The following is a 26,494-nucleotide window of genomic DNA, read 5'->3' on the forward strand; positions in this document are numbered from 1 at the left end:
GGCGAATGATAATCCCGTCATTAGGTAAAACACTTTTACATATCGGTAATAATCATCATAATAAACTAAGTATTAATACAAATAGGTGATAACCATGAACTGGCAAGGTGTGTGTGAATTCGTTGCAGTCGCCGAAACCGGCAGCTTTACTCTGGCAGCAAAACAGTTAGCGATTTCGACCGCTCAAGTAAGTCGTCAGGTCAATCAATTAGAAACTCGGTTAGGTACGCAACTGTTGTATCGTACCACCCGCCAAGTGAATCTCACCGACATTGGTAAAGAGTACTTCCAGCATTGTCGAGTGATCTTAGATGATCTTGCAGAAGCAGAACGCGCCGTCACCAATTTGCACCATACTCCGCAAGGACAATTGAAAATATCAGTGCCTATTGCTTACGGCGAAAGTCATGTCGCGCCCTTGATTAATGATTTCTGTTTGCGGTATCCCGAACTCTCTCTTGAATTATGGCTGACCAATCAAATGGTTGATTTAACTGAAGAGAAAGTCGATATGGCGATTCGATTGGGCGCATTAGAAGATTCCAGCATGATGGCGAAAAAGCTAAGACAACGAACCCAATACTTATGCGCCGCACCCAGTTATATCCGCAAGCATGGCAGTCCAACCAACTTAATCGAACTCAAACAGCATAATTGTTTATTAGGCACATTAGATTACTGGCGCTTTCATTCCCGTAAATTAACGGTAACTGGTAGTTTGAAATGCAATAATGGTTATGGTTTGTTAGATGCGGCATTGAAAGGGATTGGGATTGTGCAATTACCTGATTACTACGTGGAAAGTTATCTGCAATCAGGGCAGCTAATATCATTACTGGAGCAGCACCAACCCAAAGATGACGGTGTATGGGCTATATACCCACACAACCGCCACGTTTCAACTAAAGTACGCTTATTGCTCGACTATTTAGATCAACATTTAGCTTAATGACGATTTTTATTCATCTCACTTAACGAGCTTTGTAGTTGATCAATTTTTTGATGCAAAGCTTGGATCTCACTCGATGTTGCGAAGGTATCGGCATCGGGATTTTGCTCTTCTCGCAACAGTTTATGCTCTTCTGACATCACCTCTAAAATGGTACCGACCATCATATTTAAGAAGATAAAGGCGGTTAAGAAAATAAAAGTTAGGTAGTAAATCCAACTTAATGAATACACTTCCATAGTTTCATACATCACATCGGTCCAATCTTCAAAAGTGGCCACTCGAAATAGCGTTAGCATCGAGATTGATACATCACTCCACAATGTTGGGTTAATATCCCCAAACAACATGCTGCCAATGGCGGCGTAAATATAGAAGATCACGAACATCAGTAAACCAATATAGCCCATTTGCGGGATCGCTTTGATTAACGCATTCACCAGCACCCGTAATTCCGGCACCATTGATACCAAACGCAGTACTCGGAAAATTCGTAATAAACGCGCCACAAACATGGTTGAGCCTGCCGCAGGGTATAAGCTCCCCAACACAATCACCAGATCAAAAACGTTCCAACCTTTTTTAAAGAAAGCACGAATACCATCGCTGGCGAAATAGCGGATAATCAACTCAACTAAGAAGAAAATCGTAATCGCAGTGTCCATGATATTGAGAGCGGAATTTATCGAGGGACGTAATTCATAAGTATGTGCGCCAACTGTTAGCGCGGAAATTAGAATCACGGCAATTACGAAAATTTGAAACGTCTTACTCTGATCTATTCGCTTGAACGCATTTTGTAAATGGCGAAATGTTGTAACCTGCTGCAATGGTGTCACCCTTAAATAGAAAATATCTCATTATTGATTTAGAGCAAAATAAGCCAATATCATATTCTTTTTATGGATACTGAGAAGGTGTTTGAAGTAACAGAGTATTACATTGGAGGGTTTGAATCGTTTCAGATAAAAAAAAGAGCCACTGAACAATATCAGTAGCTCTTATCATTTCATTATTGAGGCTTTACAGGCCGATTATATTAAACTTATTCCCACTCAATCGTGGCTGGTGGCTTACCTGAGATGTCGTAAACCACACGCGAAATACCGTCGATTTCATTGATGATACGGTTTGATACTTTACCTAGGAAGTCATAAGGCAGGTGCGCCCAATGTGCGGTCATAAAGTCGATGGTTTCTACTGCGCGTAGCGACACAACCCAATCGTATTTACGGCCATCGCCCATTACGCCAACTGAACGTACTGGTAGGAATACCGTAAAGGCTTGCGAGACTTTGTTGTAAAGATCGGCAGCATGAAGCTCTTCAATGAAGATAGCATCGGCGCGACGCAGTAAGTCACAGTATTCTTTTTTCACTTCACCTAGTACGCGTACACCAAGACCAGGCCCAGGGAATGGGTGACGGTAAAGCATGTTATAAGGCAAACCTAACTCTAAGCCAATCTTACGCACTTCATCTTTAAACAATTCACGTAGCGGTTCAACCAAGCCCATTTCCATATCGTCTGGCAAACCGCCGACGTTATGGTGAGATTTGATCACATGCGCTTTACCGGTTTTCGATGCGGCCGATTCGATCACATCTGGGTAAATGGTACCTTGTGCTAACCATTTGGCATTTTTCAGTTTCTTCGATTCTTCATCAAAGATATCAACAAAGACATGACCAATAATTTTACGTTTTGCTTCCGGTTCTGCTTCGCCACCTAGTGCATCTAGGAAACGGTTTTCAGCGTCAACATGGATGATATTAAGACCAAAGTGATCGCCAAACATATCCATTACTTGCTCTGCTTCGTTTAAACGCAATAAACCGTTATCAACGAATACGCAGGTTAATTTGTCGCCAATAGCGCGATGCAGCAGCATAGCGACCACCGAAGAATCCACTCCGCCAGATAGGCCAAGGATCACTTCATCATCACCAATTTGATCTTTTAAGCGCGCGATTGAATCTTCAATGATAGAAGATGGTGTCCACAGTTTGCTACAACCACAAATGTTAAGTACAAAGTTCTCAAGCATGCGTAAGCCTTGACGAGTATGCGTCACTTCTGGGTGAAATTGCACGCCGTAGAAACGTTTCTCATCATTAGCCATCGCCGCGTATGGGCAAGTATCGGTTTGAGCAACTTTGGTGAAATCACTTGGGATCTCGACCACTTTATCACCGTGGCTCATCCAGACATCTAACAGAGGCTTACCATCTTCGGCAATGGCATCTTCGATGTTAGCGAACAAGGCGCAGTCTTCCATCATCTTAACTTGTGCGTAACCAAACTCACGCTCGTTAGAGCCGGCAACTTTACCACCAAGTTGCTCAGACATGGTTTGCATGCCGTAACAAATACCAAATACTGGCACACCAGCGTTAAATACATATTCCGGTGCGCGAGGAGAATTCTCAAGCGTCACACTCTCAGGACCACCAGAAAGAATGATGCCATCTGGTTTGAATTCACGGATATCCGATTCTTCAACATCCCAACTCCACAGTTCACAATAAACACCGATCTCACGAATACGGCGAGCAATCAGTTGCGTGTATTGTGAGCCAAAATCTAAAATTAAAATGCGTTCAGCATGAATATTGGTTGTCATTCTTTTTCTCTAAAATCTAATTAAAGTGAAATTAATGGGTGCTTATCATCAAGTGACTCAAACACTCATCATTTAAAATTTTATGTAGCGCAACTTCATATTTCAAAGCAGAAAGTTCCAGTTAAGGTAAAGGTGCTAAATCTTATTAACCAATACAAATGACGATAGTCAATCAGCACCTTTACCGCTAAAACTGGGCGTTCTGCTCAGAAACCCAAATTAACCTAGACGGTAATTCGGTGCTTCTTTTGTGATCTGTACATCATGCACATGCGACTCTTGCATGCCCGCGCCAGAGATTCGAACAAACTCCGCTTTAGTGCGCATTTCTTCAATCGTCGCGCTACCCGTTAAGCCCATGCTTGAACGTAAACCGCCCATCTGCTGATGGATAATTTCTTTTAGGCGACCTTTATAAGCGGTACGGCCTTCAATACCTTCAGGCACGAGTTTGTCGGCAGCGTTATCAGATTGGAAGTAACGATCCGATGAGCCTTGTGACATCGCGCCAAGTGATCCCATACCACGGTACGATTTGTATGAACGACCTTGGTATAAAATGATTTCGCCTGGTGCTTCTTCTGTACCCGCAAACATAGAGCCAACCATCACACAAGATGCGCCAGCGGCAATGGCTTTACAGATATCGCCAGAAAAACGAATACCGCCATCGGCGATAACCGGAACACCAAATTCCGCTGCCGCTGCTGCTGCATCTGAAATAGCGGTGATTTGTGGTACCCCAACACCCGTTACGATGCGAGTAGTACAAATTGAACCAGGGCCGATACCGACTTTAACTGCATCTACGCCAGCATCAATCAATGCGCGAGCACCCGCAGCTGTTGCGACGTTGCCACCAATGATTTGAAGATCTGGGAAAAGTGCGCGAGTTTCTTTAATACGATCCAATACGCCTTGAGAGTGGCCGTGAGAAGAATCGATAAGTAGCACATCAACCCCCGCTTCGACTAACGCTTTTACGCGTTCTTCGTTGCCAGCACTTGCGCCAACTGCAGCACCAACACGCAAACGACCTTGCTCATCTTTACAAGCATTGGGTTTGTTTTCCGCTTTTTGGAAATCTTTTGCGGTGATCATGCCTGAAAGTTGGAAAGCGTCGTTAACGACTAATACTTTCTCAATACGGCGTTCTTGCATTAATTGTTGTACATCTTCAGGTGAAGCACCTTCTTTAACCGCAGCGAGGCGATCTTTTGGTGTCATCACTTGTTCAACCGTTTTGCTTAAATCGGTTACAAAGCGCACATCACGGCCGGTAATAATACCCACCAATTCATTATTTTGAGTCACGACAGGGAAGCCAGCAAAGCCATGCTTATCGGTTAATGCTTTTACATCAAGGATGGTTGCGGTTGGACGAATAGTCACAGGGTTGCTTACCACGCCCGCTTCGTAAATCTTCACTAAGCGAACTTCTTCGGCTTGCTGTTCAATTGACATATTCTTATGAATAAAGCCAATTCCGCCTTCTTGGGCAAGCGCAATCGCCAGACGAGCTTCTGTCACCGTATCCATCGCGGCAGAAATCATCGGAACATTAAGCGTGATTTTTTTAGTCAACTGAGTGCGAAGATCAGCTGTATTAGGAAGAACGGTGGAATGTGCTGGGACTAATAAAACGTCGTCAAACGTTAGAGCTTCTTTAGCGATTCGTAACATTGCAATATCTCACATAAGAGTGTTAGAAGGATAAATCTCACTGTTGGAATTAAGCTAAAAAGCACTAAAACCACTAGCGATAAACGCATTTTGTCGTTTCGCATAACAAAATGAATTTGAGATTTGATATTGCAGCGGGATTATACGCCTCGCGCAATCGTTTGACTAGCCGTTTTCATGTGTTTTTTATCATAATTTAATGAATCCTTATCAAGACGTACCAAATATCGATAAATCATAGTAATAGCGTTACACCGCTAGATTTTTCTCACTTCAAGGTGAAGTCTATTCACAATTTAAACTCAGATCCGGCTATACTTAGCCCATTCTTTTTCGTTAGATTAGTGAGATTCACTGTGCCAATGCCCCCAAACTCTAACCTCAATATATTTACTGTTTCGCGTTTAAATGCCGAAGTGCGAATGTTGCTTGAAAATGAGATGGGGATTGTGTGGTTGGTGGGGGAACTATCCAACTTTTCCGCGCCGGTGTCGGGCCATTGGTATTTCTCATTAAAAGACGCTCGCGCCCAAGTCAAATGTGCGATGTTCAAAGGCAATAATCGCCGCGTTACGTTTAAGCCAATCAACGGCAATCAAGTGTTAGTGAAGGCAAGATTGTCACTGTACGAGCCACGCGGTGACTATCAATTAATTATTGAAAGCATGCAGCCAGAAGGCGACGGTCGCTTGCAACAAGAATTTGAACAGTTGAAAATGCGTTTAGCCGGTGAAGGTTTATTTGCGCAGCACTTAAAGCAACCGCTACCTGAAAATCCACAACGCATAGGCGTGATCACCTCCAAAACGGGTGCGGCTTTATATGACATTCTGGATGTATTAAAACGTCGTGATCCCAGCTTGCCGGTGATTGTCTACCCTACCGTAGTGCAAGGCAGCGAAGCAGCGTTTAAAATCGCGCAAGCCATTGGCCGCGCTAATAGCCGTAATGAATGTGATATTTTGATCGTCGGTCGCGGTGGCGGCTCATTAGAAGATCTATGGTGCTTTAACCATGAGATCGTGGCCCGCACCATTGCCGCCAGTCAGATCCCGATCGTCAGCGCGGTTGGACATGAAATTGATGTCACCATTGCCGATTTTGTGGCCGACATGCGCGCGCCAACGCCATCAGCGGCGGCCGAACTGGTTAGCCGTGATAACAGTCATAAGCACCAAACTTTGCATCATCACTATCAACGTTTAATCAATGCCAGTCGTTATTACTTAGCGCAACAAAAATCCCGCGTGGTTCAACTCAGTCATGCATTAGATAAGCGTCATCCTCGCTACCAATTAAATCACCAAGCGCAACAACTTGATGATTTAACTCAACGTTTTCAGCGTGCTATATATCACTATTTACGCAATAAAAATAATCAGGTAGAAAAGCTAACTCATCAATTAAATAGCAACTCACCGGTGAGAAAACTTAGTCATCAAAAAGATCAATTAACCCAAAAACGACTACGCTTAAATAAAGCGATTGAGAAGCAGTTAACCAATCATCGTTATCAATTTATTTTAAAAACTGAGAAATTAGAGACCATGAGCCCACTTTCAACGTTAAAGAGGGGTTATAGTATTGTAAAAGATGATAAAAATAAGGTGGTATCTCAGGCCTCTAGTTTGAAAAATGGACAAAGAATTGTCATTTCATTCGTTGACGGTGATGTATACTCTGTAGTTGAATAGATAAAAGTCCATTTGTATCGGATCTTAGTGATAGTCAAAGAGATCAACAACTGAATAAAATTATAAATATGACTAGAAAATCAAATGCAGCATCAGATAAATTATTCTCGGATAAATCCACCAGTATCTGGCCAACACTATGGCAAGATATTGTCGATTTAGTTGCCGAAATTTCGCATGCATCCGCAGCCTTAATTATGCGCAATAACACCACCAATATGGCAGTGTTAGTCAGTAGTCAGCAGTCAAACCACGGATAACAATCCTTATAACGTTGGCGAAAGAAGCAGTCTCTGATGACTTGTACTGTTATAACGTAGTACAGAGTAATCAAGCATTAGAAGTCAATAACGCTTTAACCTCTGCAAAATGGGATAGCAACCCAGATATCAAATTAGGCATGGTGGCTTATTACGGCGTGCCTTTAAATCTGCCTAATGGCGAAAATTTTGGTACTTTTTGTATTCTTGACGATCATGAAAGAGAATTTGACCAAAAAGTAAAAGATTTAATCGACCTGCTGCGTAAATCGATTGAGATCTCATTAAGCTTAGTGCATGAGTTTGAAGAAATTAGCCTTGAAAAAGACAAGCTGTCACTTGAAATCGAAGAGCTTGACCAATTTCATTCGCTCACCAACTTGCCAACTCAATTTAATGCTAACGAATACTATTCAAGTAAAGCACACGAAAATCTACTGATCTTATTTATTCGTAATGTTCAGGCTTATGAAATTCGCGATAACCTTGGCTTATTTGATGTTCAACGGTTTACCAAAGTATTTTATTCCAAAGTAAAGAGCATTCTACCTGAAGGTGCTGCGCTTTATTACATCAGCAATTCTGAGATGATCTTGGTGCATGATGTCGAGCAAGCTGAATTACTAGAAGTAACCGCACAAGATCTTGCTAACGCGGTGCAGCAGGTTTTTGCTGAACCAATTCAGATGAATAATAAAAATATTATTCTGCCTACCGGAATTGGCTGTGCACTATCTTACAAAAATGAATTTTCCTTTGCTGAAGTATTGGATATGGCAACCGTAGCTTGTACTCAAGGTACTAAGTCAGGTAAACATTTCCATATTTTCAATCCTGAACAACAGAAAAAACATCGTCGTCATTATGAAGTCACGCAGCAATTTGCTTATGCGTTCGAACATAATGAGTTTTATCTTAACTACCAGCCAATTATCTCAGGTAGCGACAATCAAGTAGTTGGTTGTGAGGCATTAGTTCGTTGGAAGAATGAAAAATTAGGCATGGTTTTTCCTGATGAGTTTATCCCTCTGTCGGAAAAATCAGGTGCTATTTTGCAACTTGGCGATTGGATATTAGATGAAGCATTAAGCAGTTTAAAGCGCTGGCAGCAAGAAGAAGATAACAAGAATTTCTATATCAGTATTAATATTTCCAGCAACCAATTAGCGCAAGAAGACTTCTCAGATCAGATCATTAAAAAGATCCGAGCATTTTATGTTAATCCTACTTGTATTTTACTTGAGTTTACCGAAACCGCATTTTTAGGCCACGGGCCTTTAGTACTTAAACATTGTCAGAAATTAGCCGAGGCTGGTATCCGTATGGCGTTGGATGATTTTGGTACTGGTTTCTCATCACTCAGTCATTTACATGATTTCCCAATCAATGTGGTAAAAATTGATAAGAGCTTTATCTTAAATTTAGATAAATCTGAACGCTCAAATCAATTGGTCAAAGGTATTTTATCTTTAGGTAAATTACTCGATCTGACTATTGTGGCGGAAGGGGTCGAAAATCAAGACGTATGTGAGCAGCTGCAGCATCTGCGTTGTGATTATTGGAACCGCCCAATGCTACAACAAGACTTTGAAATTCAATACTTACCTTCGGTTAAGCAAAACAACATAGAGAAATAGATTCAATGCTCGTCTAAACTCGCTTCAACGTTGAGCGAGTTTTGTCATTGCCGTTGATTTAGATTTAAGCTCGTTACACTGCGGGCAAAACAAGCTGCTTGAACCGCACGCATTTAAATAAGTAAGCTCACTGTCACAAGTTGGACAAATCGCGAGTTTTACAAAGCTAAGCTGACAATAATCACACTGATAAACAGGCTGATTTTTGTCAGTTTTTTTTTGCCATTGCATTAGGCTCTGGCATTGAGGGCAATCGGTAGACATAAGTTCCTTTTTAATCGGTACTGAGGGTTACTGCTATATTTTAGCGCTAACTTTACCCTTATACCAATACCATTCACTTTCTGATATAGCTATATACTTAAATGGCAAAAAATCAAAACTAATAGTTCGTGGGTGATATAGTATGATCTTTGATGATCTCCTGCTTTATCCATTTTGATCAGCGATCTACCCCATTAAGAATATTTATATCACCACAACCCGAAAGCATAAGTTACATATGCTGCATTTCAATTTAAATCGACATAATAATCCACTCAATCATTAATAAACGACCCGATCCGATATATTACGATCTGAGCTATGCAGATCAATAGACAAAAAAATACCACTGCAAGAGTGGTATTTTTGTTTTTATTTATTCAATTACACTATGTAATTATTGCTTCTTACGACCACGTTTAATCAAGCTAACCATACGTTTACGCTTTTGAGCTTCAGTAACACTGGCTTTATTCACATGACCTTCAAATGGGTTTTCACTGTTTTGGAATTGGATCCGGATTGGGGTACCCATGATCTCTAATGAACGACGGAAATAGTTCATTAAGTAACGTTTGTATGAATCTGGCAGTTCTTTTACCTGATTGCCATGCACCACAATAATTGGTGGGTTATAGCCACCCGCATGCGCATATTTCATCTTAACACGACGGCCACGTACCAATGGTGGTTGGTGATCGTCTTGTGCCATTTTCATAATACGAGTCAGAACAGAAGTACCAACACGCGTAGTGGCCGATTTATACGCTTCTTGCACCGATTCAAACAAGTGACCAACACCTGTACCATGCAAAGCTGAGATAAAGTGAATTCGTGCAAAATCAACAAAACCTAAACGGCGATCGAGTTCTTTCTTCACGTGTTCTTTAACGTCAGTGTCCAGTCCATCCCACTTATTAACCGCGATAACAATCGAGCGACCCGCATTCAGCGCAAAGCCTAATAAGCTTAGATCTTGATCCGAGATACTTTCACGCGCATCAATGATCAGCAATACCACGTTAGCATCTTCAATTGCTTTCAAGGTTTTTATCACTGAAAATTTTTCGACCACTTCATTAACACGCTTACGGCGACGAACACCCGCAGTATCAATTAAGACGTATTCACGCTCATCACGTTTCATCGGTATATAAATCGAATCACGCGTGGTGCCAGGCATATCGTAAACCACAACACGTTCTTCACCTAAAATACGATTAGTCAGGGTTGATTTACCGACATTTGGGCGACCGATAATAGCCAGTTTGATCGGTTGATCTTGCAGACGTTTAAATTCGGCTTCCGCTTCTTCTTCTGTGTATTCTAATTGCTCGTCTTCTGCGTCAACCTGACCGGTTAGGTCTTCGATTTCGGCTTGCAGTCTTGCTTCTTCTTCCGCTAATTGGTCAGAGAAAGGTTTTAAGGCTTTATCAATTAGGCTCATTACGCCGCGACCATGGGCTGCTGCAATTTGATAGATCTTATCCATACCTAATTGCCAGAATTCCGCACTAGCAGCGTCGGCGTCAACACCATCAACTTTGTTGACTACCAACATGGTTGGCTTCTCACGCATACGCAAGTGACGGGCAATTGCTTCATCTGAAACGGTTAATCCGGCACGGCCATCAACCATAAACAAAACCACGTCAGCCTCTTCAATTGCGGCTAATGACTGCTCTGCCATTTTGGTTTCAACACCATCTTCAGTGCCATCAATACCGCCAGTATCGATCACGATGAATTCATGCTCACCGGATTTCGCTTGACCGTATTTACGATCGCGGGTTAGGCCTGGAAAGTCAGCAACCAGTGCATCGCGTGTACGTGTAAGACGGTTAAATAACGTTGATTTACCAACGTTTGGGCGTCCAACCAAAGCCACTACAGGAATCATATATACCTCAACAAATCTTAAAATAACCAGAGTAGTTATAGGTAATGAATATCATTATTACCATTACCTATAACTACTGATTTAAAAACAAAATGACGGAAAAATTTCCCTCATTAAGAATGAATAAAGGCCCCTGCAATAGGAGCCGTTTTTAGTTCTGATAAATCAGGGTGGCGGATTATATCACGATCCGTCGGGGATCTGCATTTTCTTTATTTCCCCTTCACGTGTTATGACTACAAAGCCATCGTCCAACGCGATTGGAGCAACCGCAATGCCATCATCATCATCACCGATTAATTGTTGCGCCACAAATGCGCCTGTATCACGGTCAATCCAATGTAAGTAACCTTCGTTATCACCGACCACCAAATAATCACCAATCACCGTTGGATCTGATAGTTGACGATATTGAAGATCATTATTTTCCCACAACTTAGTACCACTACGGACATCAACGCCAATGAGATGATCTTTATCTGTTACCACGAACAGCTTGCTTCCATCGGTGGCTAAGTCAGTGGCGGAAGAATAAGTACGTTTCCACATTGGTGTACCGGAGCGTAAATCGACTGCCACTAATTGGCCATTAATTCCGACAGTATAAAGGTTTGCACCGATAATAAGTGGCGAAGCATCGACATCGACTAAGCGATCAATCTCGGTTGATCCTTTCGGTGTACCAATCGGCTGTTGCCACAATAATTGACCTTTTTGGATCAAAGCAGCAGCTAGGCGACCATTCGACATTCCCCAAAAAACACCACCAGAAACAGAGGCAGGGGAGCTATCACCACGTAAGGTTAAGTTCGGCACTTCATTACTAATATCCCACTCTTGTTCACCAGTATCTTGGTCTAGTGCAATTAATGAGCCTTTGGCGGTGTTGAGCATCACAAAATTTTGATCGGCAAGCGGCTTAGCGAGTACTTCACCTTCAATATCTTTTTGCCATACCAAGGAACCATCATCGACCGATAATGCGTATACTTGACCATTTTCAGAGCCAATAAATACTTTGTCGTACAATGCGGTAACACCACCAGATAAACGCGCCGGTTCATCTTTGCCTAAGTCTTTTTCCCACAGGGTTTTACCTGTTTTAGGGTCAAGCGCTTTAACATCACCGTCACGGCTGGCAACAAACACTTTATCGTATGCATAGGTTGGAGCAAGCTTAGAGAAATAATGCCCAACGCCATCATCGATAGACGCAGTCCATATTGTTTTCGGCGTAAATTGACTCTTCACCACAGGCAGTGGCGACATCACTATCGTATCTTCCTCACTCGAACACCCAAGTAACCCTAAGGTAATAAAAGTAAGCGCAAGACCACGTTTAAGCAATTTTTTCATTCAAGCATTCCCTACTTGGCAAGATCATCAATTTTCATTTGTAAAGCTTGGTTCTGGCTACCATCTTGCTGCGCTTGGATATACGCTTTTTGGGCTGCTTCTTTATCGCCTTTTAGCAAGTTAATATCACCTAGCAACTCTTGATTACGCGCTTTCCATGCTTCTGATTTCACAGTTGATACTTCTTTGATTGCAGCATCATATTGCGCTTGAGCCGCTAAGACACGAGCAATGCGGTAAGAAATAATTGGCAGTAACGTTTCATCTTTGGCATGCAACTTAGCCCATTTTAATTGGGTGAGTGCGTCATCCAATTTATTGGCGTCAATTTGAGCTTTGGCTAGCTGTAGAGAAGCTAAAACCGCATAAGAAGTTTTATCATTGGCGGTAATAAACTCTTGAGTGGTTTTCTCTGCTGATAAACCTTTTGCTTCAAGATTTGAAATCAATGCATTGTAACCATGAGAAGCAGCTTCTTGCTCAGCAGTAATGCTGTCTTGGTAATAACGCCAGCCAATAATGCCACCGATACCGATAACTACACCAATGATCACCGCTTTACCGTTGGCTGCCCACCAATCTTTAATTGCTTCTACTTGTTGTTCTTCATCTGCGTCGTAGATACTCACGTGCTGCCCTCTGTTTAAATTCTAAAAATAATTAATTAAATAGCATTGGCTAAATAAGCGGCCAGTTCAGACTGAGCGAGCGTTTGTTGCTCACCACCGGTTAGATCTTTCACTACCACTGTTTTCTCTGCGACTTCATTCTCGCCCAGCACCAATGCAATTGAAGCACCGACTTTATCTGCACGTTTAAATTGTTTTTTAAAGTTGCCACCACCAAAATGCGTCATTAAGCGTAAGCCTGACACCTTTTCACGCAGTTCTTCTGCTAATTTCATGCCGTTGATCAATGTCCCTTCACCCGCAGTAACGAGGTAAACATCCACCGGTTTACGAACATCGTTCAGCTCTAAGGTTTCCATCATCAGAACTAAACGTTCCAGCCCCATAGCAAAACCAACCGCAGGCGCAGGTTTGCCACCAAGTTGCTCAACTAAACCGTCATAACGGCCTCCAGCACAAACGGTACCTTGTGCGCCTAGGCTTTCGGTGATCCATTCAAAGACAGTTTTGTTATAATAATCAAGACCCCGTACTAAACGTTGGTTGACTTGATATTCAATTCCCGCCGCATCCAATAATTCACATAAACCAGCAAAGTGCTCACGCGAATCATCATCAAGATAATCGGCTAATTGCGGTGCATCACCTAAAATAGCTTGCACTGCCGGGTTTTTAGTATCGAGCACACGCAATGGATTGGTGTACATACGGCGCTTACAATCTTCATCTAATACGTCGATATGCTGCTCAAGAAACTCAATTAAAACAGTACGGTAATTAGCACGCGATTCAATCGAACCAATCGAATTTAATTCCAAACGAACATGCTTATCAATACCGAGTTCACGCCATAAACGCGCGGTCATCATGATAAGTTCTGCATCCACATCTGGACCATTTATACCAAATGTTTCGACACCAACTTGATGAAATTGACGGTAACGACCTTTTTGTGGGCGCTCATGGCGGAACATTGGTCCCATGTACCATAAACGTTGCTCTTGATTGTAGATCAAGCCATTTTCAATTCCAGCGCGCACACAACCAGCTGTGCCTTCTGGACGTAAAGTAAGACTATCTCCATTACGATCTTCAAAAGTGTACATTTCTTTTTCAACCACATCGGTCACTTCACCGATTGCGCGTTTGAATAAATTGGTCACTTCAACGATTGGCATGCGAATTTCGCTGTAACCATAAGAACTGACGACATTCTTAACTGCATCTTCCACTTTGTGCCACAAAGGAGATTGAGTCGGTAGGCAGTCGTTCATGCCTCGAATTGCTTGAATTGTTTTACTCACAGTTTCTACCATTCAATATTATCTAGGGGATGACTACTTATTAGCGTTATCCGGGTCAATGTTATCGATCGCAATGCGATTAGCGCTATCTAACATCGCGGCTTTGGCGCGGATCTTAGCTTCAAGCTGTTCAATCACATTGTCGTTATCAAAACGTTCTTTTTGGCGTTTTCCATCTTCATAAAATGCACTTTTGTTACTACCGCCAGCAATACCCATATGGCTAGCTTCTGCTTCACCTGGGCCATTGACGACACAACCAATAATGGAAACATCCATTGGGGTGATTATATCTTCTAAACGCTCTTCTAATGCATTGACAGTAGCAATCACATCAAACTCTTGGCGAGAACACGTCGGGCAAGCGATAAAGTTGATTCCACGAGATCGAATACGTAGTGATTTTAAGATATCAAATCCGACTTTAATCTCTTCTACCGGATTGGCGGCTAGAGAAATACGTAAGGTATCACCAATGCCTTCGGATAATAACATGCCTAAACCAACCGCCGATTTTACCGAACCTGCACGTGCGCCACCAGCCTCGGTAATACCAAGATGCAAAGGTTGTGCGATTTGTTTGGCTAGTAAACGATAAGAGTCGACCGCGAGGAAAACATCGGACGCTTTCACGCTGACTTTGAATTGATCGAAGTTTAAGCGATCAAGGATATCAACATGGCGCATTGCCGATTCGACTAATGCTTGCGCCGTTGGCTCGCCATATTTCAATTGAATTTCTTTCTCAAGCGAACCGCCATTGACCCCAATACGGATCGGAATATTTTTATCACGGGCGCAATCAACCACCGAACGAATTCTGGCTTCATTACCAATATTGCCTGGATTAATACGTAAACAATCTACTCCGTATTCTGCCACTTTTAATGCAATACGGTAATCAAAGTGAATATCGGCAATTAACGGTACATTAACTTGTTGCTTGATCTGTTTAAACGCTTCGGCCGCATCCATAGTAGGCACAGAGACGCGAACCAAATCGGCACCGACATTTTCAAGTGCTTTAATTTGAGCGACCGTCGCCGCCACATCAGTGGTGCGGGTATTGGTCATGGATTGGACAGCAATCGGAGCACCGTCACCAATTGGAACGTTGCCAACATAAATACGGGTCGAAGCTCGACGTTTTATAGGGGATTCGTGATGCATAATTTATCTACAGTAATGTCAGTCTAGCGGCTTTCCCAGCAGTATAGCGAGAAAGGTCGACAGGTTCATCGGCTAATGTAATAGAAACCCCTTCCGGAGCACCTAATATTATAGAGTAAGGCGTTTTGCCAGTTAAAGTGATTGATTGACCGGATGTTTTCAGCCCTGTGGCTAAAATCGTACCGGTGCTATCTTTTACTTGGATCCAACAATCTTGTTTAAACGTCATCGCTAATGGCTTATTTGCCGTTTCATCATGCGATAGGTTTTTAATTTGAGTTTGTTCTGTGCTTACCGATTCTTTGGCATCTGATATTTGTGGAGCTTGCTCTGTGCCTACAGGGGTAGCCTCATGCTGACTGGCATTCTCACCAGTTGTCGTCGTTGTATCCGTCGGTTGCGGTGTTGTCGAGGTTTGGGCATCTTCACTTGCTGACACCGCTAACGTTGGCTCTTGTAATTGACCATCAGTTTGAGCGGTATTTTCTTGTGTCGATGGGTGTTCTAGCGCTAACTTAGCTTGTTCTGCCTGTTCATGCTGAATAGAAATGGCAGAAAGCGTATCTTGTTGATGATTTTGCCACCACCAGATAGACGAAATACCGAGAATAACTACCAAGATCCCCCAAGTGAGACGCATAATATGATTGTCATGTTTTTGCTTTTTAGTCTGTTGAGAAAAGCTTTGCATGCTGTGTTCTTTATGCTGGTGTTGCCCTTCACCTGAAAGTTCTAATGCCTTCAAGATATCTTTCTCATTGACTCCCACCACTTTGGCGTAAGATCGAAAATAGCCACGAATAAAAGTGGCTACTTGATGCGATTCAAACTCGTGACTTTCAATGCTTTCAATTACGGCTATTTTAAGTCGCAATCGTTTTGCAATATCTTGTTGAGTCAGTCCGAGCTCTTCACGTCGAAGGCGTAATATTTCACCCGCAGATAACGTTTCCGTATCGAGTGACGTGTTGAGTTTATGTTGTGTTATTTCTTCTACTTCAATCTTATTTTCAGTACTCATTCTGCACGTACTTCTGATATTGGTCAGAGGTTGGATATTTAGCCTTTAATATGTTGCCATATTTAGACACCATTTCAGGGTTGTCTGCTTTATGTTCTAATTTTATGAGCAGCCCTAAACTGACGGGGTGATATCCATATCTCTTGTTAAATTTAAACAAACGGAGCCTTGCATCGGAAAATTCACCCTTTTCAATTTCCAATTCAGTTAAGTGTAACGCTGATTTTGCTCTGTCTGGATCATGGGCAAGCGCCCGAGAGAAGTAATTACTTGCCTTATCTTTACCACCGCTTTTTAATGCACAGAGTCCCGCGTTTTCATAACTGGCCGCAACCAGATAATAATAAGGCTGTTCTATCGCGCGATTAAAGTATTCATCGGCTTTTTTGTAATCACCTTGGCGACATAAAAATGCACCATAGTTATTGAGTACATCACCATTTTTAGGTGAGCTCTTTAACGCTTTCTCGTAAGCATCTTCCGCTAATTCTGGTTCCCCAACTCTTTGGTAATAATACGCCAGTGAGTTTAACGCTCGATAATAGGTTGGGGCATATTGCACCGCCATTTCAAGGTTTTCCCTTGCTTTGACCATGTGGTTATCTTCTAAATACCCCAGTCCGAGCGAAATTCGACCTTCTGAGGCTTTAATATTGTCAAACTTCCCCATCTTGGGGTTATCTGTCACTGTAACACAACCGGTTAGGAAACTAACTACCGAAATAAAGACCAACTTCTTAATTGATAACATTGACACTCATCCTTTTTCAAAACAAGGGCCAATCTGTTATCTATCTTGCTATTATCAGATAGCTTTAATTGGGATTGGTTCCCCTTGTTGTTTCTGCTTTGTGCGTTTTGTTCGGTCGATCACATCGCCAACTAATTGCCCGCACGCTGCATCTATATCATCACCACGAGTTTTTCGAACCGTCACGGTGTAATCGTATTCCATTAATGTTTTCTGGAAGCGATCGATACGCGAGTTGCTTGGTTTTTTATATGGTGACCCAGGATAAGGGTTAAAGGGAATCAAATTAATTTTTGCAGGGGTATCTTTTAGTAACTCTGCGAGCTGTCTTGCATGTTGCATATCATCATTGACGTGATCGAGTAAAACATACTCAATGGTGACACGACCTCGGTTAGCATTTGATGAGGCAATATAGCGTTGAACTGAAGCTAAAAAGGCTTCGATATTCCAACGATCATTAATCGGCATGATTTGGCTACGCAATTCATCGGTTGGTGCATGCAATGAAATAGCAAGAGCAACATCGATGGTTCCGGTCATTTGATCCAGTCCTGATACCACGCCAGAAGTCGATACCGTAATACGACGCTTTGATAAACCAAAACCTAAATCATCAAGCATGATCTCAAGTGATGGGATCAAGTTTTTCATATTAAGTAGAGGCTCGCCCATACCCATCATCACGACATTGGTAATTGGACGGCGTCCGGTTTCTTTTTGTAAGCCAATTTCGCGTGCTGCGCGCCATACTTGACCGATAATTTCCGACACTTTCAAATTACGATTAAAGCCTTGCTGACCGGTTGAGCAAAATTTACACTCTAAAGCACAACCGACTTGAGATGAGACACACAACGTCGCGCGATCATCTTCTGGAATATAGACAGTTTCTACGTCTTGATCGCCAACACGCATCGCCCACTTGATGGTGCCATCTTTTGAGTGTAGCGCTTCTGATACATAAGGAGCGCGGATCTCACAGCGTTGCTCTAGCTTAGCGCGTAGCACTTTATTGATATTGTTCATTTGTGCGAAATCATCACAACCAAAGTGATAGATCCATTTCATGATCTGATCGGCGCGGAAGGCTTTTTCATTCAGCTCTTCGGCAAAATATTTGCGTAGACCTTTACGATCAAAATCCATAAGATTTACTTTTGTGATGGTCATGTTTTTCTCACTAATGGAACAATAAATTAGGGCGCGAATTGTACAGGCTTTAGCCATTAACAACAAGGCTTGTTGTACTCTTTGCTTGCAACTTAAAAACGGTTGGTTTGCAACTTTAAAGCAGGTCGAGTACCGCTTAAAAAACAAAAAGAGACCCATTGGCCTCTTTAAGTATAGTGCATGTTTGAGTGACTACTTTGTGCGCGGGCAAATTTCAGCTTGCGGAAAAAAGAACTCAATTTCACGCGCCGCTGACTCCTGACTATCGGAACCATGCACCGAATTATAACGCATGCTAAGTGCATAATCAGCACGAATGGTGCCACAAGCCGCTTCTTCAGGATTAGTTTTTCCCATTAGTTCGCGGTAACGTATGATCGCATTTTCGCCTTCCAACACTTGAACCATAACCGGCCCTGATGTCATAAACTCTTTTAAACCATCAAAGAAGGGTTTACCTTCATGTTCAGCATAAAAACCGCTTGCTTGAGCATCGGTCAAATGCAGCATTTTAGCCGCCACAATCGACAGACCCGCTTTTTCAAAACGATGATAAATCTCACCAATTAAATTGCGCTCGACCGCATCGGGCTTAATAATTGAAAACGTTCTTTCCGTAGCCATAATTTATGTCCTATTTAATTTATTATCGTTAAGAGAGGATCGCTCCTCTCCTTGTCAGAAAATTATTTCGCTTGTTCAATTAACAGCCCAGCTAAGGTTCTTACGCCCATACCGGTTGCGCCTGCCGACCATTTGTCACTGCTGGTTTTACGGTAAGTACCCGCGCAATCAAAGTGCAACCAGCCTTTTTTATAATCCTCAACAAAATACGACAAGAAAGCGGCTGCCGTACTAGCGCCTGGAGAATAACCTCCCGCTGAGATGTTAGACATATCGGCGAAATTAGACGGCAGCATCTTGCGGTGAAAGTCTTCCACCGGTAATTGCCATAGACCTTCTGATTCTACTTTGGCTTGTTTCAGTGCTTTTTGCGCCAATTTATCATCAAACGATAATAAAGCGTGATAGTCATTGCCAAGTGCATTTTTAGCTGCGCCGGTTAAGGTGGCGCAATCAATAATAAGCTTAGGGTTTTGCTCGCTGGCGTACATGAGACCATCGGCTAACACCAAGCGACCTTCGGCATCGGTATTCATCACTTCAACCGTCTTACCATTCTTATATGTGATCACATCACCCAGCTTTAACGCGCGACCAGAGATCATGTTTTCTGCGCAGCATAAGATCAGTTTGACACGCTTGTTTAAGCCGCGAGTAATCGCTAACGCTAAACCGCCCGCAATGGTGCCCGCTCCGCCCATATCGGCTTTCATTGAATCCATAAAGCCAGAGCCTTTGATGCTGTAACCACCGGAATCAAACGTGATCCCTTTACCGACTAAACAAGCAAACACTGGTGCGTTGTCATCACCGGTTGGGTTAAAGTCCAGTTGCAACATGGCAGAGGTGCGCTCAGAGCCACGACCTACAGCATAAATTCCATTCCAACCTTCGGTCAGCAGATCTTTATCTTTCACGATGCGGTAGCTTACACTGCCTTGTGGTGCAATAGACTTAATCAACTCGCCAGCCATGGTCGCCAATTGACGTGGCGCCACTTCTTCAGCGCTTTTATTGATAATATCGCGCACCCAATCGGTAGTTTTGATCCGCGCTTCAAGCTCGGTTTGTTGAGCAGCGTCTAATGCAGGCCAAGTAATTGGGTTACCTTGTTTCGATGAACGGTAACCTTGTACAAATGCCCAGATTTTCTCTAAATCCCAACCTTCACCGCTAAGTTCAATGTGCTTAAGACCTTGAGCGTCTAATTTACGTGCTGCACGCTGCACCGCATCGATATCGGTTGCAGAAGTTATGTGAATAACTGCGCCATTTTCATCAAAAGATAGCAGCGCTTTTTCACCCCATTGTGGCAAAGCGGCTTGTTGTGTAATTGAAACCAACATAGATGTAGACATTTCGACTCCTTTCTCACTTTAATGTGGCTTGAGTAGCCAAGAGAATTAATAGGTGAATGTAAAAAAACTGAGAACTATCATAATGGATTTTTACTGATTTAACATGAAAACGGCAAGAGACTTGTGCACTAAATAGCATAAAAGCCTCCGAAGAGGCTTTAATTGGCGTAACAAGATATTGACTCATGCAATGATTGATTAAAGTGCCATCAAAATGGATTACCTTTCAACGACAACTAATCAATGACCAGCAAAATCAGCAATCAACGACAATCAAAGTCATTGAAGTGACTATCCAGCGAATAAAACTTAAACTTCATCCAACCAGCACAATAAAATCGCTTCGAGAATTTTCTCATTTGACTTATTAGGCTGATCATCAAACTCTTCAAGTTCGGTGATCCATTGATGCATATCGGTAAAACGAACTGTGGTTGGATCTAAATCCGGAAACTTCTCATACAGTTCGATCGCGATATCTTGTGAATCAGACCATTTTAATCCCATAACCCTATCCTTTTGGTTTAATGTTTTTCTGATGCTAGGTTGATGGTGTAACGAGGGATCTCAACCACCAGATCTTGATCTTCGACTAATGCTTGGCAACCTAAACGAGACTCAGGCTCTAAACCCCATGCTTTATCTAGCATGTCGTCTTCAAGTTCTTCGCTTTCTTCTAATGAATCAAAACCTTCACGAATAATGATGTGACAAGTGGTACAGGCACAAGATTTTTCACACGCATGCTCAATACCAATTCCATTTTTTAACGCCACATCCAGTACTGACTCGCCTTTTTTCGCTTCTAATACCGCGCCTTCTGGGCATAATTCTTCATGTGGTAGTACAACAATCTTAGGCATAATCCATCCTACTCTAATTATTTAATTGGTATTTATTATTCAATTGGTGTTATAGGTTATTCACTGATTGGCCAGACAGCGCCGCTCGAATTGATACATCCATACGACGAGAAGCAAAATCTTGGCTCGCTTTATCGGTATCTTTAATACCTTGTTCAATCGCATCCGCATCGGTGCCATTACGCAAACCAATCAACACTTTCAATGAGCCTTCAATCGCTTGATATTCTTCAACACTGAGTAATTGCTCGCCGTTTTCTTGTAATGCCACCAGCAAGCCTTCAATCACGCGGTCTGCTTCGACTTTTTGTTCCGCTAGCGCTCGAGTCTGCATATCTTGTTTAGCATGAGTCATTGATGCTTTAAGCATGTCGGCGATTTCATTGTCGCTTAAACCATACGATGGTTTAACTTGAATATCCGCTTGCACGCCGGTACTTTTTTCCATCGCGGTGACCGATAGTAAGCCATCGGCATCGACTTGATAAGTTACGCGAATATGCGCTGCGCCCGCTTTCATTGGCGGAATACCACGCAAAGTAAACTGCGCTAAAGAGCGACAATCCCCGACCATTTCACGTTCACCTTGAGCTACATGCACCAACATTGCGGTTTGACCGTCTTTAAAAGTGGTAAATTCTTGTGCTTTGGCAACCGGAATAGTGGTGTTACGTGGAATGATTTTCTCCACTAAACCGCCCATGGTTTCGATCCCAAGTGACAATGGGATCACATCCAATAATAGCATGTCAGAATCGGGCTTATTACCGATTAAGATATCCGCTTGAATACCGGCGCCAATCGCGACCACTTCATCTGGATTAATGCTGGTTAATGGCGTTTGACCAAAGAAGTCACCGACCATATTCCGCACCAATAATGTGCGAGTCGAACCGCCGACCATCACCACTTCGGCAACTTCATCGGCGCTAACTTCAGCATCTTTTAAAGCGCGGCGACATGATAAAAGTGTTTTTTTCACTAACGGTTGGATCAAGTGTTCAAATTGCTCACGAGTCAAGGTAATGAAAGTACCAAGCACATCAACTTGAACTTGGGCTTGTTGTGATAATTCAACTTTGGCTTGGGTCGCCGCATCCAGTAGAACTCGATGTTGCTCGGCGCTTAACTGCTGTTTAATATCAGCCTGTTGCTTGAAAAAATCGACAATAAGATCATCAAAATCATCACCACCAAGCGCAGAGTCACCACCTGTGGCTAGCACTTCAAATACGCCTTTAGATAAACGCAATAATGAAATATCAAAGGTACCACCGCCAAGATCGTAGACTGCAATGACACCTTCTTGACCTGAATCTAAACCATAAGCGATTGCCGCCGCTGTCGGCTCGTTGAGTAAGCGTAAAACTTTGAGACCCGCTAATTCAGCCGCATCTTTGGTACCGGCACGTTGGGCATCATCAAAATAAGCGGGAACAGTAATCACCACGCCTTCTAATTCATGAGCTAAGACTTTCTCTGCTCGCGCTGCTAATGACTTTAATATTTCACTCGAGATTTGGATAGGATTTACCTGACCAGTTGGTACTTCAATTAAAGGCAAGCCATTGTCGCTGGCTTTAAATTGGTAAGGTAAGGTGGTGTAGCGTGTTTGAATATCCGCCAAAGAACGACCGATTAAACGTTTTGCCGAGCTAATAGTATGAATAGGGTTGCTTTGCGCCAATGCTTTAGCCGCATGGCCCACTACAATATTTTGCTCACCGTAATGGACAACAGAAGGAAGAATGGTTTGCTGATTTTCATCGGCTAAAGGGGTGCAACTTCCACTGCGCACAGCGGCAACTAATGAATTGGTGGTACCTAGATCGATACCGACAGCAAATTTATGTTGATGAGGTGCAGCGCTTTGTCCTGGTTCGGCAATTTGAAGTAACATGGTATTACTCGGTCCTTTTATCTTGGCCTATTAACCCAGCAGCTTATCTTCTAACTGCTCAATTTCGAGGCGTAATTTATTGACAAACTTAAGTTTTCTTACGCTATCAGCCGCAACATTCCAATCTTGATTAATTAATTGTTGTTGTAATTGTTCGATTTGCTGCTGATACATGGCTTGAATTTTACTATCAAAATCAACTAATGCGCTATCAGGATCACGAGAATGCGAAATATCTTCAAGTGTTTCGCGTAATTCCATTTGCTCCATTAGAAAAGCGGGATCACTCATCGTTTGTTGTTCGCCACGAATATCTACGCCTTGTAAAGCGAGTATGTATTCGGCGCGATTTAAAGGGTGTTTTAAGGTTTGATAAGCATCATTTATTTCAGTTGCTTTTTGCACTGACATCAGACGATCGCGCTCGGAGGCAGACGCGAATTTATCAGGGTGGAATTGGCGTTGCAGATCTCTAAACTTATCCGATAGCTGATTTTTATCTAAATCGAACTGATTAGATAGGCCAAATAATTCAAAGTGATTCATAATGCGGCTTCTTTTGAACTGAGAGATAAAACCAAACCGCCGCTCGTTGTCATCATAAACTACCGGCTGTCATAATAAGATGGATAAAAACAGTTAAATGTTCAAGCTTTTAGATGTTAGAAGCTGCTAGACATTAAAGCTTTCGCCACAACCACACTCACCTTTTACATTCGGGTTATTAAACTTAAAGCCCTCATTTAAGCCTTCTTTGGCAAAATCGAGTTCAGTACCATCAAGATAAACTAAGCTTTTTGGATCAATAATGATTTTAACACCATCATGTTCAAATACTTGATCTTCTTCATTGAGTGCATCGACAAACTCAAGTACATACGCCATACCAGAACATCCCGTGGTTCTTACTCCTAAGCGTAAACCTAGACCTTTCCCGCGGTTTTCTAAAAATGTTCTTACGCGACCTGCTGCCGCATCTGTCATGGTAATGGCCATACTTCAACCTTGTGTAGTTTCAATCAATATAAGTAAAAATAAAACGAGTAAAGAATAAGGGAAGATAATCACCTTCCCTCACTAAACCAGTCTTACTGATGTTTCTTTTTGTAATCGGATACCGCTGCTTTGATCGCATCTTCTGCTAAAATTGAGCAGTGTACTTTCACTGGTGGTAGTGCCAATTCTTCAGCAATTTCAGAGTTTTTGATTGATGCTGCTTCATCTAAACTTTTACCTTTCACCCATTCAGTGACCAGTGAGCTTGATGCAATAGCAGAACCACAACCATAAGTTTTGAATTTCGCATCTTCGATAATGCCTTCTGGTGATACTTTAATTTGCAGTTTCATTACGTCACCACAAGCTGGAGCACCAACCATACCGCTACCGATAGATGGATCTTCTTTATCAAAAGAACCGACGTTACGTGGGTTCTCATAATGTTCAATTACTTTTTCGCTATACGCCATAATATTGTCCTCAAATCCTTGCTACTGAGGTTGGAATGATCGATACCATATCCAACCTAAGTCGATAATTAGTATTAGTGATGTGCCCACTCAACCGTGTTCAAATCAACCCCTTCCTTGTACATATCCCAAAGTGGGGACATATCACGGAGCTTTGTTACGGCAACAATGATCTGCTCAACCGCGTAATCAATTTCTTCTGCGGTAGTGAAGCGACCAAATGAGAAACGAACTGAGCTATGCGCTAATTCATCTTCTAAACCAAGTGCACGTAAAACATACGATGGCTCTAGGCTAGCTGAAGTACAAGCAGAGCCCGATGATACTGCTAAGTCTTTTAATGCCATCAACAATGATTCACCTTCAACGAAAGCAAAGCTAATGTTGAGGTTGTTTGGTAAGCGCTGTTCTAAATCACCATTAATGGTTAACGCCTCCATGTCTTTCAAGCCATTAAGCAAACGGGTACGCAGCATTAATGCGTGATCGTAATCTTGTTGCATTTCTTGTTTAGCAATCGCAAAGGCTTCGCCCATACCCACGATTTGGTGAGTAGGAAGAGTGCCTGAACGGAAACCACGCTCATGACCACCACCGTGCATTTGCGCTTCAAGGCGAACGCGAGGCTTGCGGCTAACATATAATGCGCCAATGCCTTTCGGGCCATAAATTTTGTGTGCTGAGAATGAGATCAAATCCACTTTCAACTGCTGTACGTCGATGGGTAATTTACCCGCAGATTGTGCTGCATCCATGTGGAAGATGATTTTGCGTTCACGACACATGTCGCCAATCGCGTTAACATCTTGCACCACACCGATTTCATTATTCACATGCATGATAGACACTAATACCGTATCTTCACGCAGTGCCGCTTGCAGTTTTTTCAGATCAATTAAGCCATTGGTTTCAGGCTCAAGATACGTCACGTCAAAACCTTCACGCTCTAGTTGGCGGCATGGATCAAGCACGGCTTTGTGCTCGGTTTTGCAGGTAATGATGTGCTTGCCTTTCTTACCGTAAAAGTGCGCCGCACCTTTAATCGCTAAGTTGTCTGATTCAGTTGCGCCCGAGGTAAAGACAATTTCACGCGGGTCTGCATTGATAAGCTCGGCGATTTGGTCACGCGCATGATCGACAGCTTCTTCTGCTTGCCAACCAAAACGGTGCGAGCGAGAGGCTGGATTACCAAAATTGCCATCCATCGTCATACATTGAACCATTTTGTCGGCGACGCGAGGATCAACTGGACAAGTTGCTGAATAGTCAAAATAAATAGGCAGTTTCATTCTTTACTCCAATGTAAAAACGTATTGCTCACTTAGACGCGAGCATTCATACCGATAGTTTTAGATTTTATCTGTTCTTTGGCATTAATATTCTTATTACCAAAGCCATTATTGACTACCAGCTCTATGTTTTGGCGTTCTGTAATATCTTGAATTTCATTATTCTTCATTAATTCGCCTAAGGTGATCCCATCAAGGAAGTCACTAATACGGGCACTTAAATCATGCCATAACGTATGAGTAAGACAGCGCACACCACCTTGGCAATCGCCCTTACCGTGACACTTAGTCGCATCGACCGATTCGTCAACCGCGGCAATCACTGCGCCAACCGCAATATCGTCAGCATTGATCCCAAGTCGGTAACCGCCACCGGGGCCACGAACACTGGCTACTAATCCGGCTTTACGCAAGCGAGAGAATAGTTGCTCTAAATAAGATAATGAAATCCCTTGTCGCTCTGAAATATCAGCCAGCGGAACCGGTCCATCGCTAGAATGTAATGCTACATCCAGCATTGCCGTTACCGCATATCTTCCTTTTGATGTCAGTCTCATATTGCCTCGTACCCACAGTA

At 42.6% G+C, this 26,494-nt stretch carries 26 protein-coding genes; 4 read left to right on the forward strand and 22 right to left on the reverse strand.

Annotated elements, in window-relative coordinates:
• The first annotated feature begins 94 nt into the window (after positions 1-94).
• Positions 95-949, forward strand: coding sequence for a LysR substrate-binding domain-containing protein (locus tag HC723_RS09435; protein ID WP_190338894.1), 855 nt, complete (start codon positions 95-97; stop codon positions 947-949).
• Here the strand turns inward: HC723_RS09435 and HC723_RS09440 are convergent.
• The 3 genes from HC723_RS09440 to guaB all read right to left on the reverse strand — a co-directional run bounded on the left by HC723_RS09440 (position 946) and on the right by guaB (position 5,255).
• Positions 946-1,788, reverse strand: coding sequence for an ion transporter (locus tag HC723_RS09440; protein WP_342365708.1), 843 nt, complete (start codon positions 1,786-1,788; stop codon positions 946-948). The two genes, HC723_RS09435 and HC723_RS09440, sit on opposite strands and share 4 nt — an antisense overlap.
• Positions 1,789-1,994: 206 nt before the next feature.
• Positions 1,995-3,572, reverse strand: a complete 1,578-nt coding sequence (gene guaA / locus HC723_RS09445; RefSeq protein WP_190338896.1) for a glutamine-hydrolyzing GMP synthase — start codon at positions 3,570-3,572, stop codon at positions 1,995-1,997.
• A 219-nt stretch (positions 3,573-3,791) separates the two neighbouring features.
• Positions 3,792-5,255, reverse strand: coding sequence for an IMP dehydrogenase (gene guaB, locus HC723_RS09450; protein ID WP_153447628.1), 1,464 nt, complete (start codon positions 5,253-5,255; stop codon positions 3,792-3,794).
• 362 nt (positions 5,256-5,617) lie between these two features.
• Here guaB and xseA point away from each other — a divergent pair, with 362 nt between their 5' ends.
• From xseA to HC723_RS09465, 3 genes are all read left to right on the forward strand, one after another.
• Entirely contained in the window at positions 5,618-6,949 is a 1,332-nt protein-coding gene (xseA, locus tag HC723_RS09455) for an exodeoxyribonuclease VII large subunit (RefSeq protein ID WP_190338922.1), read from the forward strand.
• A 68-nt stretch (positions 6,950-7,017) separates the two neighbouring features.
• On the forward strand, positions 7,018-7,209 hold the full coding sequence (locus tag HC723_RS09460) for a hypothetical protein (protein ID WP_190338897.1): 192 nt from the start codon (positions 7,018-7,020) through the stop codon (positions 7,207-7,209).
• A 14-nt stretch (positions 7,210-7,223) separates the two neighbouring features.
• Complete coding sequence (locus HC723_RS09465; protein WP_190338898.1) at positions 7,224-8,846, forward strand: sensor domain-containing phosphodiesterase; 1,623 nt, start codon at positions 7,224-7,226, stop codon at positions 8,844-8,846.
• Between the two features lie 24 nt (positions 8,847-8,870).
• Here the strand turns inward: HC723_RS09465 and HC723_RS09470 are convergent, their stop codons facing one another.
• From HC723_RS09470 to iscR, 19 genes are all read right to left on the reverse strand, one after another.
• Positions 8,871-9,110 carry a YfgJ family double zinc ribbon protein gene (locus tag HC723_RS09470; RefSeq protein ID WP_190338899.1) on the reverse strand — a complete coding sequence of 80 codons (240 nt, stop codon included), beginning with the start codon at positions 9,108-9,110 and terminating at the stop codon, positions 8,871-8,873.
• Between the two features lie 397 nt (positions 9,111-9,507).
• A complete protein-coding gene (gene der, locus HC723_RS09475; protein ID WP_190338900.1) occupies positions 9,508-11,010 on the reverse strand; it encodes a ribosome biogenesis GTPase Der in 1,503 nt (500 codons plus the stop codon).
• Between the two features lie 183 nt (positions 11,011-11,193).
• Positions 11,194-12,366: an outer membrane protein assembly factor BamB gene (gene bamB, locus HC723_RS09480; RefSeq protein ID WP_190338901.1), complete on the reverse strand. Its 1,173-nt coding sequence runs from the start codon at positions 12,364-12,366 to the stop codon at positions 11,194-11,196.
• Positions 12,367-12,377: 11 nt separating this feature from the next.
• Positions 12,378-12,995: a tetratricopeptide repeat protein gene (locus HC723_RS09485; protein ID WP_190338902.1), complete on the reverse strand. Its 618-nt coding sequence runs from the start codon at positions 12,993-12,995 to the stop codon at positions 12,378-12,380.
• 35 nt (positions 12,996-13,030) lie between these two features.
• Entirely contained in the window at positions 13,031-14,299 is a 1,269-nt protein-coding gene (gene hisS / locus HC723_RS09490) for a histidine--tRNA ligase (protein WP_153447635.1), read from the reverse strand.
• Between the two features lie 33 nt (positions 14,300-14,332).
• Positions 14,333-15,469, reverse strand: coding sequence for a flavodoxin-dependent (E)-4-hydroxy-3-methylbut-2-enyl-diphosphate synthase (gene ispG / locus HC723_RS09495; RefSeq protein WP_190338903.1), 1,137 nt, complete (start codon positions 15,467-15,469; stop codon positions 14,333-14,335).
• Positions 15,470-15,476: 7 nt separating this feature from the next.
• Positions 15,477-16,490, reverse strand: coding sequence for a cytoskeleton protein RodZ (gene rodZ / locus HC723_RS09500; protein WP_190338904.1), 1,014 nt, complete (start codon positions 16,488-16,490; stop codon positions 15,477-15,479).
• A complete protein-coding gene (pilW, locus tag HC723_RS09505; RefSeq protein WP_190338905.1) occupies positions 16,480-17,241 on the reverse strand; it encodes a type IV pilus biogenesis/stability protein PilW in 762 nt (253 codons plus the stop codon). The genes rodZ and pilW overlap by 11 nt, the downstream gene beginning before the upstream one ends.
• Before the next feature lie 54 nt (positions 17,242-17,295).
• Positions 17,296-18,414, reverse strand: a complete 1,119-nt coding sequence (locus HC723_RS09510; RefSeq protein WP_153447639.1) for a bifunctional tRNA (adenosine(37)-C2)-methyltransferase TrmG/ribosomal RNA large subunit methyltransferase RlmN — start codon at positions 18,412-18,414, stop codon at positions 17,296-17,298.
• A 192-nt stretch (positions 18,415-18,606) separates the two neighbouring features.
• Positions 18,607-19,038 carry a nucleoside-diphosphate kinase gene (gene ndk / locus HC723_RS09515; protein WP_153447640.1) on the reverse strand — a complete coding sequence of 144 codons (432 nt, stop codon included), beginning with the start codon at positions 19,036-19,038 and terminating at the stop codon, positions 18,607-18,609.
• 62 nt (positions 19,039-19,100) lie between these two features.
• The gene (pepB, locus tag HC723_RS09520) at positions 19,101-20,396 is read right to left on the reverse strand and encodes an aminopeptidase PepB (RefSeq protein WP_190338906.1); all 1,296 of its coding nucleotides are present in this window, start codon (positions 20,394-20,396) and stop codon (positions 19,101-19,103) included.
• Positions 20,397-20,705: 309 nt separating this feature from the next.
• A complete protein-coding gene (gene iscX / locus HC723_RS09525) occupies positions 20,706-20,903 on the reverse strand; it encodes a Fe-S cluster assembly protein IscX (protein ID WP_153447642.1) in 198 nt (65 codons plus the stop codon).
• Between the two features lie 17 nt (positions 20,904-20,920).
• Entirely contained in the window at positions 20,921-21,259 is a 339-nt protein-coding gene (gene fdx, locus HC723_RS09530) for an ISC system 2Fe-2S type ferredoxin (RefSeq protein WP_153447643.1), read from the reverse strand.
• Positions 21,260-21,308: 49 nt separating this feature from the next.
• Positions 21,309-23,159, reverse strand: a complete 1,851-nt coding sequence (gene hscA / locus HC723_RS09535; RefSeq protein ID WP_190338907.1) for a Fe-S protein assembly chaperone HscA — start codon at positions 23,157-23,159, stop codon at positions 21,309-21,311.
• 30 nt (positions 23,160-23,189) lie between these two features.
• A complete protein-coding gene (hscB, locus tag HC723_RS09540) occupies positions 23,190-23,705 on the reverse strand; it encodes a co-chaperone HscB (RefSeq protein WP_153447645.1) in 516 nt (171 codons plus the stop codon).
• A gap of 126 nt (positions 23,706-23,831) precedes the next feature.
• On the reverse strand, positions 23,832-24,155 hold the full coding sequence (iscA, locus tag HC723_RS09545; RefSeq protein WP_153447646.1) for an iron-sulfur cluster assembly protein IscA: 324 nt from the start codon (positions 24,153-24,155) through the stop codon (positions 23,832-23,834).
• 92 nt (positions 24,156-24,247) lie between these two features.
• Positions 24,248-24,628: a Fe-S cluster assembly scaffold IscU gene (gene iscU, locus HC723_RS09550; protein WP_153447647.1), complete on the reverse strand. Its 381-nt coding sequence runs from the start codon at positions 24,626-24,628 to the stop codon at positions 24,248-24,250.
• 74 nt (positions 24,629-24,702) lie between these two features.
• Complete coding sequence (locus HC723_RS09555; protein WP_190338908.1) at positions 24,703-25,917, reverse strand: IscS subfamily cysteine desulfurase; 1,215 nt, start codon at positions 25,915-25,917, stop codon at positions 24,703-24,705.
• A 32-nt stretch (positions 25,918-25,949) separates the two neighbouring features.
• Positions 25,950-26,474: a Fe-S cluster assembly transcriptional regulator IscR gene (gene iscR / locus HC723_RS09560; protein ID WP_190338909.1), complete on the reverse strand. Its 525-nt coding sequence runs from the start codon at positions 26,472-26,474 to the stop codon at positions 25,950-25,952.
• Positions 26,475-26,494: the final 20 nt, after the last annotated feature.

Source organism: Vibrio sp. S11_S32 (assembly GCF_014694465.1).
Classification (GTDB): Bacteria; Pseudomonadota; Gammaproteobacteria; order Enterobacterales; family Vibrionaceae; genus Vibrio; species Vibrio algicola.

Excerpts from the sequence above, each read along its gene's own strand:
- HC723_RS09435 (WP_190338894.1), top strand. The coding sequence starts at position 95 with ATGAACTGGCAAGGTGTGTGTGAATTCGTTGCAGTCGCCGAAACCGGC.
- guaA (WP_190338896.1), bottom strand. The coding sequence starts at position 3,572 with ATGACAACCAATATTCATGCTGAACGCATTTTAATTTTAGATTTTGGC.
- guaB (WP_153447628.1), bottom strand. The coding sequence starts at position 5,255 with ATGTTACGAATCGCTAAAGAAGCTCTAACGTTTGACGACGTTTTATTA.
- xseA (WP_190338922.1), top strand. The coding sequence starts at position 5,618 with ATGCCCCCAAACTCTAACCTCAATATATTTACTGTTTCGCGTTTAAAT.
- HC723_RS09460 (WP_190338897.1), top strand. The coding sequence starts at position 7,018 with ATGACTAGAAAATCAAATGCAGCATCAGATAAATTATTCTCGGATAAA.
- HC723_RS09470 (WP_190338899.1), bottom strand. The coding sequence starts at position 9,110 with ATGTCTACCGATTGCCCTCAATGCCAGAGCCTAATGCAATGGCAAAAA.
- der (WP_190338900.1), bottom strand. The coding sequence starts at position 11,010 with ATGATTCCTGTAGTGGCTTTGGTTGGACGCCCAAACGTTGGTAAATCA.
- bamB (WP_190338901.1), bottom strand. The coding sequence starts at position 12,366 with ATGAAAAAATTGCTTAAACGTGGTCTTGCGCTTACTTTTATTACCTTA.
- ispG (WP_190338903.1), bottom strand. The coding sequence starts at position 15,469 with ATGCATCACGAATCCCCTATAAAACGTCGAGCTTCGACCCGTATTTAT.
- rodZ (WP_190338904.1), bottom strand. The coding sequence starts at position 16,490 with ATGAGTACTGAAAATAAGATTGAAGTAGAAGAAATAACACAACATAAA.
- pilW (WP_190338905.1), bottom strand. The coding sequence starts at position 17,241 with ATGTTATCAATTAAGAAGTTGGTCTTTATTTCGGTAGTTAGTTTCCTA.
- HC723_RS09510 (WP_153447639.1), bottom strand. The coding sequence starts at position 18,414 with ATGACCATCACAAAAGTAAATCTTATGGATTTTGATCGTAAAGGTCTA.
- ndk (WP_153447640.1), bottom strand. The coding sequence starts at position 19,038 with ATGGCTACGGAAAGAACGTTTTCAATTATTAAGCCCGATGCGGTCGAG.
- pepB (WP_190338906.1), bottom strand. The coding sequence starts at position 20,396 with ATGTCTACATCTATGTTGGTTTCAATTACACAACAAGCCGCTTTGCCA.
- iscX (WP_153447642.1), bottom strand. The coding sequence starts at position 20,903 with ATGGGATTAAAATGGTCTGATTCACAAGATATCGCGATCGAACTGTAT.
- fdx (WP_153447643.1), bottom strand. The coding sequence starts at position 21,259 with ATGCCTAAGATTGTTGTACTACCACATGAAGAATTATGCCCAGAAGGC.
- hscA (WP_190338907.1), bottom strand. The coding sequence starts at position 23,159 with ATGTTACTTCAAATTGCCGAACCAGGACAAAGCGCTGCACCTCATCAA.
- hscB (WP_153447645.1), bottom strand. The coding sequence starts at position 23,705 with ATGAATCACTTTGAATTATTTGGCCTATCTAATCAGTTCGATTTAGAT.
- iscA (WP_153447646.1), bottom strand. The coding sequence starts at position 24,155 with ATGGCCATTACCATGACAGATGCGGCAGCAGGTCGCGTAAGAACATTT.
- iscU (WP_153447647.1), bottom strand. The coding sequence starts at position 24,628 with ATGGCGTATAGCGAAAAAGTAATTGAACATTATGAGAACCCACGTAAC.
- HC723_RS09555 (WP_190338908.1), bottom strand. The coding sequence starts at position 25,917 with ATGAAACTGCCTATTTATTTTGACTATTCAGCAACTTGTCCAGTTGAT.
- iscR (WP_190338909.1), bottom strand. The coding sequence starts at position 26,474 with ATGAGACTGACATCAAAAGGAAGATATGCGGTAACGGCAATGCTGGAT.